The 17,208-nt window shown below is 31.5% G+C and carries 21 protein-coding genes and 2 tRNA genes; 12 read left to right on the top strand and 11 right to left on the bottom strand.

What is annotated here, in order from left to right:
- Positions 1–3: 3 nt before the first annotated feature.
- A complete protein-coding gene (locus HA151_RS02595) occupies positions 4–1,509 on the bottom strand; it encodes a carboxypeptidase M32 (protein WP_209105955.1) in 1,506 nt (501 codons plus the stop codon).
- Positions 1,510–1,616: 107 nt separating this feature from the next.
- Between HA151_RS02595 and HA151_RS02590 the strand changes: the two genes are divergently transcribed.
- From HA151_RS02590 to HA151_RS02575, 4 genes are read left to right on the top strand one after another with little or no spacing between them, the layout of a single operon-like run.
- Entirely contained in the window at positions 1,617–2,072 is a 456-nt protein-coding gene (locus HA151_RS02590) for a secondary thiamine-phosphate synthase enzyme YjbQ (RefSeq protein ID WP_209105954.1), read from the top strand.
- A gap of 36 nt (positions 2,073–2,108) precedes the next feature.
- Positions 2,109–2,399: a 4a-hydroxytetrahydrobiopterin dehydratase gene (locus HA151_RS02585; protein ID WP_209105953.1), complete on the top strand. Its 291-nt coding sequence runs from the start codon at positions 2,109–2,111 to the stop codon at positions 2,397–2,399.
- A 31-nt stretch (positions 2,400–2,430) separates the two neighbouring features.
- Positions 2,431–3,417, top strand: a complete 987-nt coding sequence (locus HA151_RS02580; protein WP_209105952.1) for a CobW family GTP-binding protein — start codon at positions 2,431–2,433, stop codon at positions 3,415–3,417.
- Between the two features lie 17 nt (positions 3,418–3,434).
- Positions 3,435–4,982 (top strand): ABC transporter permease, encoded by a 1,548-nt coding sequence (locus HA151_RS02575; protein WP_209105951.1) that lies wholly within the window; start codon positions 3,435–3,437, stop codon positions 4,980–4,982.
- Here the strand turns inward: HA151_RS02575 and HA151_RS02570 are convergent.
- From HA151_RS02570 to HA151_RS02555, 4 genes are read right to left on the bottom strand one after another with little or no spacing between them, the layout of a single operon-like run.
- Complete coding sequence (locus tag HA151_RS02570; protein WP_209105950.1) at positions 4,969–5,925, bottom strand: lysylphosphatidylglycerol synthase domain-containing protein; 957 nt, start codon at positions 5,923–5,925, stop codon at positions 4,969–4,971. The two genes, HA151_RS02575 and HA151_RS02570, sit on opposite strands and share 14 nt — an antisense overlap.
- Complete coding sequence (larC, locus tag HA151_RS02565; RefSeq protein WP_209105949.1) at positions 5,922–7,148, bottom strand: nickel pincer cofactor biosynthesis protein LarC; 1,227 nt, start codon at positions 7,146–7,148, stop codon at positions 5,922–5,924. Before larC ends, HA151_RS02570 begins: the two co-directional genes overlap by 4 nt.
- A 53-nt stretch (positions 7,149–7,201) precedes the next feature.
- Positions 7,202–7,801: a hypothetical protein gene (locus tag HA151_RS02560; RefSeq protein ID WP_209105948.1), complete on the bottom strand. Its 600-nt coding sequence runs from the start codon at positions 7,799–7,801 to the stop codon at positions 7,202–7,204.
- A gap of 42 nt (positions 7,802–7,843) precedes the next feature.
- Positions 7,844–8,125, bottom strand: a complete 282-nt coding sequence (locus tag HA151_RS02555) for a hypothetical protein (RefSeq protein ID WP_209105947.1) — start codon at positions 8,123–8,125, stop codon at positions 7,844–7,846.
- Positions 8,126–8,196: 71 nt separating this feature from the next.
- Here HA151_RS02555 and xth point away from each other — a divergent pair, with 71 nt between their 5' ends.
- Entirely contained in the window at positions 8,197–9,045 is an 849-nt protein-coding gene (gene xth / locus HA151_RS02550) for an exodeoxyribonuclease III (protein ID WP_209105946.1), read from the top strand.
- A 226-nt stretch (positions 9,046–9,271) separates the two neighbouring features.
- A complete protein-coding gene (gene hemL, locus HA151_RS02545; protein ID WP_209105945.1) occupies positions 9,272–10,573 on the top strand; it encodes a glutamate-1-semialdehyde 2,1-aminomutase in 1,302 nt (433 codons plus the stop codon).
- Between the two features lie 69 nt (positions 10,574–10,642).
- Here hemL and HA151_RS02540 read toward each other — a convergent pair whose 3' ends face one another.
- The 5 genes from HA151_RS02540 to HA151_RS02520 all read right to left on the bottom strand — a co-directional run bounded on the left by HA151_RS02540 (position 10,643) and on the right by HA151_RS02520 (position 13,998).
- Positions 10,643–11,446: a prohibitin family protein gene (locus tag HA151_RS02540; protein ID WP_011817992.1), complete on the bottom strand. Its 804-nt coding sequence runs from the start codon at positions 11,444–11,446 to the stop codon at positions 10,643–10,645.
- A 107-nt stretch (positions 11,447–11,553) separates the two neighbouring features.
- A complete protein-coding gene (locus HA151_RS02535; RefSeq protein WP_209105944.1) occupies positions 11,554–11,760 on the bottom strand; it encodes a hypothetical protein in 207 nt (68 codons plus the stop codon).
- Between the two features lie 25 nt (positions 11,761–11,785).
- Entirely contained in the window at positions 11,786–12,283 is a 498-nt protein-coding gene (locus tag HA151_RS02530; RefSeq protein WP_209105943.1) for a YajQ family cyclic di-GMP-binding protein, read from the bottom strand.
- 67 nt (positions 12,284–12,350) lie between these two features.
- Positions 12,351–12,863: a DNA recombination-mediator protein A gene (locus HA151_RS02525; RefSeq protein WP_209105942.1), complete on the bottom strand. Its 513-nt coding sequence runs from the start codon at positions 12,861–12,863 to the stop codon at positions 12,351–12,353.
- Positions 12,864–12,888: 25 nt separating this feature from the next.
- A complete protein-coding gene (locus HA151_RS02520; protein WP_209105941.1) occupies positions 12,889–13,998 on the bottom strand; it encodes a phosphotransacetylase family protein in 1,110 nt (369 codons plus the stop codon).
- 154 nt (positions 13,999–14,152) lie between these two features.
- Here HA151_RS02520 and HA151_RS02515 point away from each other — a divergent pair, with 154 nt between their 5' ends.
- A complete protein-coding gene (locus HA151_RS02515; protein WP_209105940.1) occupies positions 14,153–14,875 on the top strand; it encodes an SDR family oxidoreductase in 723 nt (240 codons plus the stop codon).
- Here the strand turns inward: HA151_RS02515 and map are convergent, their stop codons facing one another.
- Positions 14,876–15,715, bottom strand: coding sequence for a type I methionyl aminopeptidase (gene map / locus HA151_RS02510; protein WP_209105939.1), 840 nt, complete (start codon positions 15,713–15,715; stop codon positions 14,876–14,878).
- 95 nt (positions 15,716–15,810) lie between these two features.
- Here map and HA151_RS02505 point away from each other — a divergent pair, with 95 nt between their 5' ends.
- From HA151_RS02505 to HA151_RS02485, 5 genes are all read left to right on the top strand, one after another.
- On the top strand, positions 15,811–16,119 hold the full coding sequence (locus HA151_RS02505; RefSeq protein ID WP_209105938.1) for a PepSY domain-containing protein: 309 nt from the start codon (positions 15,811–15,813) through the stop codon (positions 16,117–16,119).
- A gap of 32 nt (positions 16,120–16,151) precedes the next feature.
- Positions 16,152–16,622: a 50S ribosomal protein L19 gene (rplS, locus tag HA151_RS02500; RefSeq protein WP_245151551.1), complete on the top strand. Its 471-nt coding sequence runs from the start codon at positions 16,152–16,154 to the stop codon at positions 16,620–16,622.
- 53 nt (positions 16,623–16,675) lie between these two features.
- Positions 16,676–16,748 (top strand) — tRNA-Trp (locus HA151_RS02495).
- A gap of 34 nt (positions 16,749–16,782) precedes the next feature.
- A complete protein-coding gene (locus tag HA151_RS02490; RefSeq protein ID WP_002807701.1) occupies positions 16,783–16,977 on the top strand; it encodes a hypothetical protein in 195 nt (64 codons plus the stop codon).
- Positions 16,978–17,124: 147 nt separating this feature from the next.
- Positions 17,125–17,198: transfer RNA gene (locus tag HA151_RS02485), tRNA-Asp, on the top strand.
- Positions 17,199–17,208: the final 10 nt, after the last annotated feature.

Below are 17,208 nucleotides of genomic sequence, written 5' to 3'. Positions count from 1 at the left end.
GTTTTAGCAAAAATCATCTAATTTAGACCTTAAATGGTTAATAAAATACTTAGGAGACAGTTCTTCATTAGTTACAGATCTAACCAACTCCATAGAATTTACTGATCTGCCATATTTGTGTATATTATTTTTTAACCAGAAGATGATTTTTTGATATTCACCATTTTCAACTAAGTTATCAATCAACCCAACGTCTCTCTCCATTTGATTTGAAATTTGTGCGCTTATAAGATGCCCTAACAAATATGAGGGGAAATATCCAAACGCTCCTTCACTCCAATGAACATCTTGAAGACAACCTTCTGAATCATTAGATGGTTTTATTCCTAAGAGATCATGATATCTTTTATTCCATTCTGTTGGGATATCTTCAGCAGGTAACCCTCCCTCTATTAAATCTATTTCAAGTTCGGTTCTTATTAATATATGTAAGCCATAAGTTAACTCATCTGCTTCAACCCTATTTAAGCCTGCTTCCAAATGATTAATGGACTTCCAGAGCTCTAAATAATTATTTAGAGAACATCCAGCCGAAACAAATTTTTTAAAAAATCTTTTTGAAAAAGATTTGGATTTGACTATTCTATTTTCCCAAAATAAAGATTGACTTTCATGAATTCCCATAGAAGTTGCTTGACCTAAAGGCCAAGCAAACCATTGATGACTTTGAGATGGCAAACCCTGCTCATAAATTGAATGTCCCCACTCATGTGCAGTTGCTAGAAAACTTGATAATGGTTCACCTTCAACAATTCTTGTAGTAATTCTAAAATCATTAGGTCCTAATGTAATCGAGAAAGGATGAGGAGATTTATCAACAACGACAAGATCTTTATCTCTCCCAAACTCATCAAGTAATTTAGAACATAAATTTTGTTGAGATTCTGGACTTAAATCCCAATGACTTTTTTTTGACTTTTTAATTCCTCTTATCAAGTCTGGGATAGTTTCTTTCAATGGTTGAAACATTTTATTTAGCCATTTCAAAGTTAGTTCAGGTTCAAAGGGTTGAGCTAATGTCTCCCAGTGAGAATATTGATCAGATATTTGTTTTGCCTCTTCAATGCGCAATTTGACTAATTCTTCAAAGAATGGAAGAAAAATTTTAAAATCGGATTTTTTCTTAGCTTCTTGCCAGCTTTCATACCCTTTAGATTTTGCCTTTGCCAAAGACTCAACTAATTTAGGATCTAAATTTCTTTCTCTATTAAATTCCTTCAATAAAAGATTAATATTCCTTTCTTTATCTTGAATAAAAAGTTGATTATCGGAATTTCGTTCAATATCTAATAGTTCTTTTTTAGCAGATTGAATTAAGTTAGAAAATTCCTCTGAAGAATTTCTTTTATGCAATACTTTTGCAATATAAGTAAGTTGTTCAGACCTCCAAGAAGCTCCTTTCTTAGGCATACCAGTATTTTGATCCCAATAAAGTGAATTTTGGATTGAACCTAATATTTGTGTTTCTTTAAGATAAGCACCCAGCTTATTCCATTGAGTTTCAGCCAAAATTTAAATCTTAATTACATTTATTTTAAGATAAAAATTTTAATGTCTGCATAAAACCATACATCTTTATCCATAATAGGATATTGATTAACTAAGTTTTAAATTATATGGAACAAGTATTTTCAAAATTAAAATTCATAACCCACGGTGAAGGTTTTATAGATATCACAAATGATTTAAATTTTTATATTAAAAAAAATAATTTTCATTCTGGTATCCTTAATTTAACCTCACTTCACACTAGTTGCAGCTTAACTATTAATGAAAACGCAGATCCAAACGTACTAAGGGATCTAAAAAAATATATGCAATCTATAGTTCCTTATGATTCCTACTTAACCCTAACAAAAGAAAGAGAAGAAATATCATATAAGCATTATCAAGAGGGTTCCGACGATATGCCAGCACATATTAAAACATCCCTAACAAACACTTGTTTGTCTTTAAGTTTTCAAGACAGCAAAATAATTCTTGGTACATGGCAAGCAGTTTATTTATGGGAACATAGATTTGATCAAAAGGAAAGAATTATAAATGTACATATAATTGGTGACAAAATATAAGATATTTATAATGTGATAAATGATATTAGTTTTTTAATGGAACCCTACCTTTTGCAGGATGGAGAATTGAATGAATTAGTTTTCAAAATACCTGGCTGGGAAATTAAACCTACACAAATCCAAAGAGAATTTAATTTCTCAAATTTTATTGAAGCTTTCGCTTTTATGACTAAGGTTGCTTTAATGTGTGAAAAATATAACCATCATCCTAACTGGGAAAATGTTTATGCAAAAGTATTAATAAAATTATATACGCATGATTTGGGAGGTGTTACAAATCTGGATCAAACATTAGCCTCAGAAATAAACAAAATTTTCGATCAATAAATTTACAAACTTGTTTTTTTAAATACTCAAAATGTCTAAAAAGTTATTACCTGTTACGATTATTAGTGGATTTTTAGGATCTGGCAAAACTACACTTTTAAACCATATTTTAAAAAATCAAGTTGGTATTAAAACAGCTGTTTTGGTTAACGAATTTGGAGAGATCGGAATAGATAATGACTTAATAATAGAGGGCTCAGAAGATATGATCGAATTAAATAATGGATGTATATGTTGCTCTATCAATGGTGAATTATTAAATACAGTAGCCAAAGTTTTAGAAAGAGCTGAGAAAATAGACTATTTAATTGTTGAGACTACTGGGCTAGCAGATCCATTACCAGTAGCTATGACTTTTGCGGCTGGTGATCTGAGAGAAAAAGTAAGATTAGATTCGATCATCACTGTTATTGATGGGGAAAATTTTGATTTTGAAATAAATAATACAAGTGTTGCATATTCTCAAATTTTATACGGAGATATCCTCCTTCTAAATAAATGTGATTTAGTGAAAGAAGAACAATTAAAGAAAGTAGAAACTTTTATAAATAATATAAAAAAAGAGCCTAGGATTTTAAGGTCAACTAATAGTGAAGTAAGCTTACAAACTATAATGAGTGTTGGTATTTTTGAAACAGATACTTTTCAATTCGAGAAGAAAAATGTAAAAGAGAATTCACACGATCACTCCTCTCATTCGCACGATTTGATCAATAATATCGAGGGATTTACATCAGTTTCATATGAGACATCTGAACCATTTTCTTTGAGGAAATTTCAATATTTCTTAGATAATCAAATATCACAAAATGTATTTAGAGCAAAAGGAATATTATGGTTTATGGAAAGTGAAAGAAAACATATTTTTCACCTATCTGGAAAAAGGTTTTCTCTAGATGATGATGAATGGACAAAAGAAAGATCTAATAAGATAGTATTAATTGGCAAAAACTTAGATCATCAAACTATTAAAGATCAACTTTCATCATGTAGATTTAATTCACATAAGAATACATAGTAGGACTTAATTAATTTTTGAAAATACTTATTAAAAGATTAAAACAAACAATAAGCGAATTAAAACTTTTTTATATCACCTCGTTTATTGCTGCAATCTTAATAATCACTCCAATATTCAATTTTCTAATTGAAGGAGTTAAATATGTTTTAAGCGGAAATTTTTCATTAGGTATTGCAGGAGGAGAAGAAGTACTAGGCACGTTAAAAGTTTTAGCACTCACAAGTTTATTTGGAGGTGGCTTAGGAACCTTAAATGGATGGTTACTTTCAAACTGTGATTTTAAGTTCAGAAAAGCTCTACGTATTTGTCAGCTGGTTCCATTAGCTGCTCCAGCATATCTTATAACCGCTGTTTTGCAGGACTTAGGAAGTATTTTTGGGTATCAAGTAACAGGTTTATGGTGGGGGGTTCTAATACTTTCAATTTCTACTTATCCATATGTATTCATTCTCGCAAACGAAAGTTTTAATAAATTTGGAGTTAATCAAATTAATGCAAGCAGGGGATTAGGAGTTGGGCCTTGGAAAAGCTTCTTTAAAATCGCCATCCCAATGGCGTTACCAGCACTAATAACAGGAATAAGTTTAATGTGTATGGAAGTCATGAATGAATTAGGGACATTTGCATTATTAAATATTCCTAGTATTTCAACAGGTATAGCTGAAAATTGGATAATTGAAGGTAATCCAAGGAATGCTATTGGATTATCTTTGGTAGCTTTATTAATTATTTTCTCTTTAATTATTTTTGAAAAATTCTCAAGAAGAAAATCAAGGAGGTGGAGTGAAAATCCTGCATCAAAAGATTCTCAAGTATGGAAATTAAAAAAAACTAGAGCTTTTTTGGCACTAACCATATCCTTATTTCCTCCAATTTTCTCTTTTGGAATTCCATGTTTTTGGGTTTTGTTAAATATCGATCAAATTCAAAAAGGGTTATCTATGGAATTACTTACCCTATCGTTAAGGACTATTAGTCTTGGACTTTTTACTGCATTAATAACGATGTTATTCTCCTTAATAATTTCCTTAGCTAGACGCCCAAATAAAAGCCCTCTACTTGGAGTAATTACAAATCTTGCGGGAATAGGTTACGCAATTCCAGGCGCGGTATTAGCTTTATCTTTAATAAGTGTTTCTTCTTCAAAATTCAATTTCGTTGCTATTTGCTCGCTAATTTGGGCTTATATTGTCCGATTTCTTACTATTTCAAAGGGTTCTATTGATTCAAGTCTTGAGAGAATTTCACCTAGTATTGATGAAGCGGCAAGTGGACTTGGAGAGAACTGGCTGGGAATCATCAAAAGAATCCATCTACCTCTACTTCAAGGACCAATATTTGTAGGATCACTTTTAGTTTTTGTAGATACGATAAAAGAATTACCAATAACATTTATTTTAAGACCATTCGATTTTGATACATTATCTGTGAGAATATATCAATATGCTGGAGATGAAAGAATGGTAGAGGCAATATTACCAGCCATTCTTATCATGACTTTTGGTCTTATTGCAGCAATAACATTGATACCAAGTTTAGAGAAAAAAACTAATTCTTTTTAAACAGTTTCGTAATTAAGAAAGGAAAGCTTAACAACAAATCAGCTAAGGTAGATATAACCCTAAAGTAAATTAATGTAATAAAAATTGTATTTTGTGGAATATTTTTTCCAACTAATAAAAGGAGACTAGCTTCAAAAACCCCAACTCCCCCTGGAGCTGCTGGGATTACTAAACCTAGTGACCATGATAAAGAAAAAATTACTAATAAAAAAATGATGTTAAGATTATCACCTGTATAAAAAGTATTTAAACAAATATAAAATCCAATAAATTTAGATAAAACAAATCCAACTTCAAGTAATAACGCTCTGATAGGTAAAAAAGAAATTATATTTATTTTCTTTTCAAATTGATCCTTTGAATTTGCAAGCCTCAAAACTTCGAGTACTTTCCCCTTAAGGGACCCTAATCTTTTTAATACAAGATAAATTAGCTTCCTATTTAAAAATACTAAAGGAAAAATAAAAAAAAAGTAAAGTGGCGACAAAATCACTCCCAGCGATGCTAACAGAAAAGATCCACTTAACATAAAGTAAGGCTCTATTAGCGTCGAATACAAAGCGATTTGAGGATTACTGATTTTTTTTATAAAATTAAATCTTTCAACAAAATGCCAAATTCCTCCAGGAACGTATTTAAGAATGTTGGTTAAAACATAAAAAGATACTAGATTTTTACTTTTAAATTCTTTCCCGAACCATTTAACTATATATTTCCATGCATAAGCGTTAAGGTAAATACTTAAAACACAAAATAAAAATGATAAAGATAGATTAATTCCATTTTTTTCTAAATTGTAATCAAAAGAAATTTGATTAATGTTATGAACAAAATAGATGCAAAAATATAACAAGCTTGAAATAAAAAAAACACTCTTTAAACCACCAAAATTAATCTTTTTAAGAAATTTCCAATATGGTTGATTGCTTATATTAAATCTCATTTCCAGTTTTCAAATGCTTTAAATTTTTTACTTGACTCTTGTATTATTTTTCTTATTTCTCCAGTTGATATTTTATGCTCTATTTCTAATCTCAAAACTTCGTCATTTTCTGGTTTCATAGTTATTGATCCATCTGGTTTCAAAATCTGTTTAACCTTTACATTCCCAAAAGTTGTTGAACATTCTCCCCTCCTTCTAAGTAATATCCACCTTGATTGAGTTCTTTCACGAACTCCAATAGTATTGGAATAATTAAACCATAATTGCCTAAAGTACTCTCTTTTATCTATTGGCAAGATTACTTGAATAGAAAATCCAATTCTATTTTTTTTCATATTGATAGCTTGATAAGAAACGTCGTATGCTCCCTCAATTCTCAGTTTCTCTACAAAATTAGTTATATCTTCAGGTGTTTGATCATCAATCCATGCTTCTTGAATAGATATCTCTTCAAACCTTGGATTAATTTGTTGATTTAAAGAACGATACTCAATTGAAGATATTTTATAAACCCTAACTAAATTAGGAAATACAAATTGTAAATTACCAATACCAACTCCATAAGAGTTAATAGAATATTTTGAAGGAGGTTTCAGATGGTCGACTAAATTAGAGAGTAAAGCAATGCCTGTAGGTGTAGATAGTTCACCCTCTATTGAGTCAAAGCTTGATAAAACCTCAATATTGTTTTGTCTTATTAACTCTATTACAGCAGGAGGTGGTACAGATAATTTTCCATGTTCAGTTTGAACAAAACCTCTCCCCAACATAGGTTCATTACAATAAACCTTCCTTGGGTTTAAGTAATTCAGTGCAGCACATACTCCTATGATATCCACTAATGAATCAATAGCTCCAATTTCATGAAAATGAACATCATCAGGCTTGATACCATGAACGTTTCCTTCTGCAACCGCTAAAGATTCAAATACTTCAACAATTTTTTGCTTTAATTTTTCTTCTAAGTTTCCATTTAAAATAAGTTCTTTAATACTTTTCCAAGTTCTTTTGATAGGACTATATTCAATATTTTCAACCTTCGCCTTGATCCCTCGAATTGAACAACTTTTTGATTCTTTAAACTCTAAATGATATAAATCCTTTAATCCAAGGTCAATAAGTGGTTTTTCAATTACTTTTTTAGGTACACCTAAATCATAAAAAGCTCCTAGCAACATATCTCCAGAGATGCCTGGAGAACATTCAATATAAAAATCTTCCATAAATCTTAGATTTCTTGATTGTTCAAAATTACAATGGAGCCCAAATTTTCTTTTTAAGTATTTTTAGAGAAATTCTTCTCAATAACTTCATAACTTATTAATTCTAGAGAATTTCCATTCCTGACTACATCTAAGCTTACAAAACTATTCAACAGTTCTAGAGAGAGTTCTCCTTTTAGGACTAATTTAAAATTTTTGTTTTTTGAATTTTTTAGCTTTGAAGCAGGACAAATTTTAATTACTATCTCTTTCTTTTGAATGTTCACAAAAACTAGTTCTCCTCTAACAGAAAAATAATTATCTTTTAAATCTAATTCCTCCAGTAATTTCGCAAAGTTTGTTTTTGAAGAATTATTTGGAAAATCATTTAGCTGATAAGGTTCCCAGATACCAGCAACTTGCAAATGTAAGTTGTGTGTATTTTTATTTTTGGGATAAACAATCCAAAAATAACTTTTCTTTAGATCAATATGCTTTTTTAAAAGAGATAGTGCTTTTCCTAGTACAACTGTTTCAATTTTTTCACCTTTATTGTCAGTTAAAAAGCCTCTATTTATTTGCTTATTATCATGTGGAACAAATATACCGTTAACTATACCAATTGCTCTGAACTGCTTATTATTAGTAACTTTAGGGATAGGATTTTTTAACATATTAAAATTTTTAAATGACGAGTTTTCATTATTATTTTCTTATTATTCCTCCAATCCATTAAATGACTTTAAAGCATCGTCTATTGCATCAGAGGGATTAGTCGCTTCACTCAAGCTATTATATCTTCTAATCATTTCAACAATTTCAAATGGATTAGTTGGAATAACAGAGCTATCATTTTCTGTTTTAGTTGAATAATCGATTTTCTTTTCTTCTAAAAGATATTCAGCACTTAAAGAATTACCTTTAAAGGAAATTAAGGAAATTAAAATAATAATTAAAGGTATTGGTTTAAAAATTTTTTTGCAAAAATAAATTTTCATTTTATTTAATTTCAAAATTCTTTAATGTAAGAAATTCTTGCTAATTTAATTTTACATAATTAAGTAGAAATTTGTTAATAGCAACTTGGAATGTTAACTCTATTAGAACTAGACTCTCTCAAATTATAGATTGGATTAATCAAGTCAATCCAGATATTCTATGTTTGCAGGAAACAAAAGTAATTGATGATAGTTTCCCATTTGAACCTTTTGAAAATTTAGGATACTCAGTGGAGGTTTACGGACAAAAATCATACAATGGTGTTGCAATTATTTCAAAAATAAAGGGGGACAATGTTCAAAAAGGATTTTATGGTTCTATCGGTGACTCTGATCAAAATTCAGAAATTTTCCAAGATCAGAAAAGATTAATTTCTGCTGACATTAATGGTATTAAGATTGTAAATGTCTATGTTCCAAATGGATCTTCACTTGAATCTGATAAATTTGAATATAAGATTAGTTGGTTAAGTTGTTTAGCTTCATTTTTAGATGAGCAAGAAAAAAAAGGGGCATTAATATGCCTTGTAGGTGATTTTAATGTTGCTCCATCTAAATTAGATATTCATGATCCAAAGAAATATGAAGGAGGAATAATGGCATCCGAGATTGAAAGAAATGCGCTTGATAATGTTCTGAAAGAAAGATTAATAGATTCTTTCAGAATATTTGAAAAAAATACTGGCCATTGGAGTTGGTGGGATTACCGTAACAACGCATATGAATTAAATAAAGGTTGGAGAATAGACCATATATTCATCAGTCAAGAACTGTCATCAAAACTTAAAAGTTGTGTCATAGACTGTTCACCTAGGGGGAATTTACGTCCAAGTGATCATGCCCCAGTAATGATAGATCTTAATTTGAACGACATAAATGTAGATTTTTTTGAGGACGAGGATGATTTTTTCGAAATATAAATAAAATAAAATGAATTTTTCTAATGCTTGAAAACGCTTATTAATAGAGAGTTATCTAAGAAGATCTTGATTTCGATCATGATTTCCTAAAAATTAATTATTTACAATCCAAACTATCGCAATAAAAATATCATAATGTAGAATTTCAATCTGATTGACAAAATTTTTACTTATTTCTAATTTAGAACATGACAAGATTTTTCTCAAAACATCATTTAGTTAAATTGTGACTGACATATTAAATTGCCCCAATTCAGAAGAAATTTTTTCTGCCGCCCAAGAATTAATGCCTGGAGGAGTTAGTTCACCAGTAAGGGCTTTTAAATCTGTGGGGGGCCAGCCCATTGTTTTTGATAGAGTCAAAGGGCCCTTTGCGTGGGATATTGATGGAAATAGATATATCGACTATATAGGAAGTTGGGGGCCGGCTATATGTGGTCATGCCCACCCTGAAGTTATAATTGCATTACAAGAAGCAATTGAAAAAGGAACTAGCTTTGGTGCTCCATGCGTTTTAGAGAATAAGCTTGCTGAAATGGTAATAGATGCAGTTCCATCTGTAGAGATGGTTAGATTTGTCAATAGTGGAACTGAGGCTTGCATGGCTGTTTTGAGGCTCATGCGTGCATTTACTGGAAGAGATAAAGTCATTAAATTCGACGGTTGCTACCACGGCCATGCAGATATGTTTTTAGTCAAGGCAGGATCAGGGGTGGCCACTTTAGGTTTACCTGATTCTCCAGGTGTTCCACGAACAACAACTGCCAACACACTTACTGCTCCCTACAATGATCTTGAAGCAGTAAAAAAATTATTTTCTGAAAATCCTGATGCTATTTCTGGCGTTATTCTTGAGCCTATTGTTGGTAATGCAGGATTTATTACTCCAGAACCAGGATTCTTGGAAGGATTAAGAGAATTAACAACTGAGAATGGATCTTTATTAGTTTTTGATGAAGTAATGACTGGTTTCAGAATAAGTTATGGAGGAGCTCAAGAAAAATTTGGGGTTACTCCCGATTTAACCACACTTGGAAAAGTAATTGGTGGAGGCCTACCTGTTGGAGCTTACGGAGGCAAGAAAGAAATAATGTCAATGGTAGCTCCATCAGGACCCGTTTATCAGGCAGGCACTTTGAGCGGAAACCCACTCGCAATGACTGCTGGAATAAAAACTCTTGAACTTCTTAAACAAGAAGGTACCTATGAAAAACTTGATGCAACAACCTCTAGATTAATCGAAGGAATAATTGATTCTGCCGAAAATAATGGTGTTGCTATTAACGGGGGGAATGTAAGCGCTATGTTTGGATTTTTTCTATGTGATGGGCCAGTTAGAAACTTTGCTGAGGCTAAAACAAATGATGCTGAACTTTTTGGTAAGTTGCATAGAGAGATGCTTCAACGAGGAATTTACCTAGCTCCTAGTCCTTTTGAAGCTGGTTTCACATCACTGGCTCATAGCGAACAAGAAATTGATAAAACTATTGAGGCTTTTGATCAATCTTTTAATGCAATAAAAAAATAATCATTTACTGAAATTAGTTTAATAAAAATGAGTAAATGATAAATTCCTAAGAAAAGTTAATTTGAATAATTATCTTCTACCACCAACTATTACCGGTGGGCTACCTCCCTCTGAACCTGGTAGGCCAGGAACAACCTGTGTACTACCATCCCATTTATCAAGGAATAATTTGAAAAGCACTTGATCGTCGAGACTTCTATTTAATGTCTCATACCTAAGCGCTTCTTGTTCTGCAATTTCCACTTCTGTTTTTGCTCTAAGTAATTGCTGCCCAGCTATTTGCTTTTGTTCAATAGCAGCTCTGTATTCTTCAGCGATCTCTAATCCCGTTAGATCTAAGCTTTTAACATCTACATAATCGAATGAATTAAGTTCTTGTGCTACCGTATCTCCTACTTTTTCAGATATTACTGCAAATTCAGTTGCTATTGTTTCTAGCTCATATTGAGAAAAAACTGATTTTAAAGCTTTAAGTAATGATGGTTGAACAATTTTTTGATAAACATCGCTATTTCTACTTGCAATTGTTGCAAAAATTCTACCTGCTTCGTTGGGTTTCACTGAATACTTAACAGTAGCTGTAGCCCTAATAACCTGAAGATCTTTAGTTAAAGTTTCAAATTTTTCTGGTTGAACTTGAGTTTTAATATCAAATGGGTATACAGACTGAATGAATGGGAGTTTAAAGTTTAAACCAGCTCTTCTTGAGGGGCCACTTACTTTCCCTAATGTTGTAACTACTGCAACTTGTCCAGAGGGAACAACAAAAAGAGATTGGGTAAGTAAAAGAAAGCCGGTAAAAGACAATACAATCAATAATGTTGCAGTGCCACCAGGACCTGTTGGTGTGACATTTTTAAAGGATGTTGACATTAAATTTTTTCTTTTAATTAATCATATTTAAATAGACTAATTAGTGCATTAATAAGGCATTTAATTAAAATATTTTTTTAATAATTGCGAAATATAAAATTTAATTTTTAAATATTCGATTTTAATTCTTCCAAAAGTTGTAAATAAAGGTCCTCATCTATCTCCCTAATATCATATTCAGATGGTAGAACACCATGCTTATGCTCATGAACGGCCATCCAACAAAATTTCTCTATTTCTTCTTTTGAAAAACGAGGATACTCTTTTACTTTCTTAATCAATGATGAAATTAAAGAATCTGAATAATCAGCCATGAATAAAAAAATCTTACTGAAGATCTTATCTAAAGTTATTAGGTTTCAGAGGAATGTTCAAAGACTCTTCCAATTCACTTACTAATCTAATAGCTAACTGAAGATCATTTTTACTCTTGCTTGAGACTCTTAAAGTCTCTCCGTTAATACTTACATTAACTTTTTTTATTTGATCTCTAATACTTTTACTTATTTTTTTGGCTATTTCTTGTTTAATACCTTGTTTTAATAGAATTGTTTGCCTTACTTTATTACCACTAACTGTTGAAATTTCACCATAATCGAAGATTTTTAAAGATAATTTTCTCTTTATTGCCTTTTGTCTAATTATATCGATAACAGCGTTTAAGGTTAGTTCACTATTAGTAGTAATAAAAATATTATTATCATCTAAATCAACTGCTGTATCGGTTCCTTTAAGATCGTAACGTTGAGAAATTTCCCTTTTTACTTGATCCAAAGTATTAACTAATTCCTGTCTCTCAAAATCAGAAACTACATCAAATGAAAAACTTTCTGCCATCGTAATTTTTTAAACGCATGAATACTAATACCATAAATTAGTTTAAATAAATGGCAAATTGATTTTTTTAATCAAAAAATAATAAACTTACCATTTTTCCCATTTCTTCGGCGCATCTACAACTATTTAGTAAAGTTTCACTATCGTGAAAAGCAAAACATATTAATTGATCGCACCTAGTAATAATTTCTTGATTACACAGGCTACTTGCAAGAGGTAAAGGTAATTCATCATTTTCACTTTTTTCAACCAAATGCATAACTCTTTCAAGTTGAAGCTTAATTTCAGGTATTTGTTTATCAAGGCTTTGTGGTAATAAGACAGTCAATAATGATGGATTAATATCTAAGACAGCTCGAATTACCGCTGCATTTACACCCTGAGATCCAGATGTAAGGATATCATTGCCCTCCTCTGCTAAAGATCTTGCTATCAATTCAATTAAGTGGATATCTACGACTGGAACATGTCTACTGCCCAAAAAAGCAATTCTCCTTTTCCCATTATCTTGGAGTTTTGCGAGTTCTTGAGCTAAGGTATCAACGCCTTCGGTTGCTGGTAGATCTAAAGAGCGACTCAAAATAAAATTGTTCCTATATTTGAAATTAGCATTTTTCTGAAAAATTGCAGGGAAAATCAATCTTTTCAAGAATTCTTTTCAGATTTACATGCTCCTGTACTAATTGAAAGGCATAAGAAGCTTTGATTGATTCATGTATTCTTACATGTCCAAAAGCTTGTTCAATTATTTCTACGGAAGAAAGAGTATCTAATTCCACTTTTAAAATTGGTACCTCCAATTCCTCCGCCCTATGAATTAATTGTGATAGTGGTTCGCCCAAGCCAGTTAAAATTAGACATTGAGTAGATGCTTCCAAGGCTGCAAGCTGGATATCAGTTCTTTCAGCGCCAGTAACTACTGCCATATTTCTCCTTCTTCTAAAAAATTCCATTGCGGAATTTACGCCCATTGCACCAATACTGAGTGTCTCAACAAGTAATTGATCTTTTTCGGGGCAGCAAATTACTTGGGCATCTAATCTCCTTACGAGCTCGCCTACTGTAACACTTCTGAGAAGTGGGGATTTAGGTAATACTCCAAACACTTCAATATTCATTTCCTTAAGACAAGGTATTATTTCATTTTTAACTTTTTCGACTTCTTGAGGCAAAACTGCATTCAGCACCACTCCCGCCAAATGCTCTCCTAATTGTTTTTTCGCATCAAGTAATGCATCTACGCTTTTACAATCTTCCCATAAATTCACAATTAAGACTTTCGCTTCTAAACTCTCAGCTAATTGGGGTAAGCTTAAACCATAAATCATTCCTTCATAAAGACTTCCAGCGGCCTCTAAAATATTCAATCCTTCAAAATCATCATTAACCAATTCCTTTATTTGATCAAAACCTTTTCCTGGATGCAAGTCTTTATTAAAAATTCTTTTTTCAGCTGAAATATCATCCAATAATCCTACTGAAGAAATTAAATTCTCTTCCTCTAAATTTAATGTAGAACCAATAAACTTAACATCATCATCTATTAGTCCTTCATAAGACATTGAGGGAAGATTAGTGAGTTCAATACATGTTGCTAATGGTTTCCCAATTCGAACTTTTTTTTTATTCTGTAAAAGTCTTTTTGCTATCCCAAGAACTAATGCAGACTTACCACTAAATGGCTCACATGAACCAATTAATAATATATCGCTCATAATTTAGAAAAAATTTTTATCAATAGGTTCAAGATAATATTTTTTTTGAACTAAACAATTATTTATTTATGAGTTTTAATCAAATAAATATATTGATATTTTTTTTCATGTACATTAATTTTAGTAATTTGATATTTCATCAAAATCAACCAAAATGAAAAATTCAATAAAAAAAGAAAAAACTGTAGGGATTACTGGAGCTTCAGGTGCACTAGGGAAAGAACTAACAAAATTGTTTCGTCAGAAAGGATATAGAGTTATTGGTTTTACACATAGTAAGACTAATACTGACATAAATCTTGAAACTCCTAATGAATGGATTAAATGGGAATGTGGGAAGGAATCGATACTAAAAAATCATCTAAAAAAAATTGATATTTTAATATTGAACCATGGCATTTATAATTTGAGCAGAGAAAATTCCAATTATGAAAACTCAATAGAAATTAATGCATTAAGTAAATTCAAATTTTTAAATTTATTTGAAGATATCGCATTAACAAATGAGTCATTAATAAAAAAAGAGATTTGGATAAATACATCTGAAGCTGAGATATTACCTGCCTTGAATCCATCATATGAGATAAGTAAATCCCTTATTGGGCAATTAGTTTCCTTTAAAAAAAATCTTCTCAACAAAGATATAAAGAAAAAATTAATTATCAAAAAAATCATCTTAGGACCTTTTAAATCAGAGCTTAATCCTATCGGAATTATGAGTCCCAAATTTGTCTCTAGAAAAATTTATGATCTAGCTAATTCAAATCGTTATTTAGTAATAATTAGTCCAAACCCATTAACATATATACTTTTTCCACTGAAAGAATTCTTTAACTTTTTATATTGTCTAATTATTTATAAATACAAATCCAAGTAGTTAGAAATCTCTATCCGTCAATATTTCAATCCCATCTTTTAAAACAACTATTGTATGCTCCCATTGCGCTGATAATTTTCCGTCTTTCGTTATAACAGTCCATTTATCACTTAATGTTTTGCAAAATTTAGTCCCTTCATTAACAATAGGTTCCACAGCTAACGTCATTCCTTCACGAAGGACGACGTTAGGCAATTCTTTTGTCCGAAAATTAAATACTGATGGTTCTTCATGAAGATTTCTTCCAACTCCATGTCCTGTATAGTCTTCCACAACACTAAAGCCATTTTTTAAAACAATGTCTTCGATCTCCCCGGCCACATCTAAAAGTGTGTTCCCTGCTTTGATTTTCGAAAGCCCTGCATACAATGCTTTATGAGCTACATCGCTAAGATTTTGAGCCTTTTGACTGACTTCTCCAACACAAATTGATATGCAACTATCTCCATGAAAGCCGTCTAAATATGCTCCTGTATCAATTTTTACTAAGTCACCATTTTTAATTATTTTATTTTTATTTGGTATTCCATGAACAACTTCATTATTAATGCTAGAGCAAATACTAGAAGGGAAACCATGGTAACCCTTAAAACTTGGCACAGCTCCAAAACTTTTTATTCTCTTTTCCGCGAAATCATCTAAGTCTTTAGTGCTCATTCCAGGTTTAATTAAGTCATTAATCTCCCTCAAAACAGTTGCTACAATCCTGCTAGATTTTTTCATCAAATTTATTTCACGTGAAGACTTTATTTCTATTCCTCTCCTTCTCTGAATAAAAGGAACTTGATCAACAGCCTTGGAATTATTTTTATTTAACAAAAGATCTGCAAAATGTCTCATTGGAATAAATAATAGTAATAGGTAAATATGTTCAAAATAGCCATTATGGTCTTGGCTACCTTAAATCTATCAATAACAATGGTAAAGAAACAAAAATGAAAATTTTATCTAATTCTAGGCAATTTCATAAGGCTTTGGCGCCTTGGGTTTTTCTTCCATTATTATTATCTTCAATTACAGGTCTTCTATACAGGATTTCAAAAGATTTATTAGGTTACTCAAGAGAACAAGTTCATTGGTTAATGTCTCTCCATGAGGGCGAATGGCTTGGCGATAATGGAGAATTAATATACGTAATATTGAATTCCTTCGGAGTTTTATGGATGCTCTTTACAGGATTCCAAATGTTTTCAAAAACAATTTCATTTACCAAAAAGGTTACTAAAGGCGAGTCAAAAGGTTAAGATATAGAACTTGTAGGACAAAAAAGACCAAAATGGCCAAAGAGAAACAAGAGAAGGAATTAGAAACCGGTATTAAAGCTGACGCATCAGTTGATGTAGCAGTTGAACAAAAAGAAAAAAAAATGGTTTCTGAAATTAAGCAAACCTTAAGTGCATCTAACCTTATTAAGGATTTTGAAAGTGAACAGTTAAAAAAAGAATTACCTGAAATTTATGTAGGGGACACTGTCAAAGTTGGTGTGAGGATCACAGAAGGCAACAAAGAAAGAGTTCAACCTTATGAAGGTGTTGTTATTGCAAAAAGGCACGGAGGTCTCCATCAGACGATTACAGTTAGAAGAATTTTCCAAGGCATAGGTGTTGAAAGAGTATTTATGCTACATAGTCCACAAGTTGCCTCTCTAAAAGTTGAACGTAGAGGTAAAGTAAGAAGAGCTAAGTTATTCTATCTTAGAGATAGAGTAGGTAAAGCTACTCGCGTTAAACAACGCTTTGATCGATAAAGTTGTAAAGTAACCAACCTATTGGTCACAAAGGCGCTTATAATCATTTAAATGCGTCGTTAGTTCAGTTGGTAGAACGCAGGTCTCCAAAACCTGATGTCGGGGGTTCAAGTCCTCCACGACGCGTTTGACCAACATTATGTAAATCATTTTTCATAAGATGGAGTTAGATCTTCAACCTGGGGACGTAGTTAAAGTCCTTGAATCAGCAGCTTTAGGATGGGTTCGTGCAAGAGTTATCAGAGTTAAGTCTGGTGGTAGAGTTGTTGTACAAAGTGATCAAGGAAGAGAATTTACTGCTAGAGGTAACCAAGTTAGGTTAATAGAACCTGCTGGCTTTAGACCACAAAAGTAAATGTTCTCTATGTTTTTATCATCTAAAACTAACAATTTCTCTAAATCCTTAAATTTATAAAATTTTTTTATTACAACAACACTAATTAAGTATTATGATCTGATAATTTTAAGAATGACGCTCTAATTAAATATAGAGCAAAAATCTGGGACCGTAGTTCAACTGGTTAGAGCACCGCCCTGTCACGGCGGAAGTTGCGGGTTCGAATCCCGTCGGTCCCGTTTTTTCTAA

It is taken from the genome of Prochlorococcus marinus XMU1419 (genome assembly GCF_017695955.1).
GTDB lineage: Bacteria > Cyanobacteriota > Cyanobacteriia > PCC-6307 > Cyanobiaceae > Prochlorococcus_A > Prochlorococcus_A marinus_AD.
Note: the sequence above shows the minus strand (reverse complement) of the source record. Positions and strands in the feature narration are given on the sequence as shown.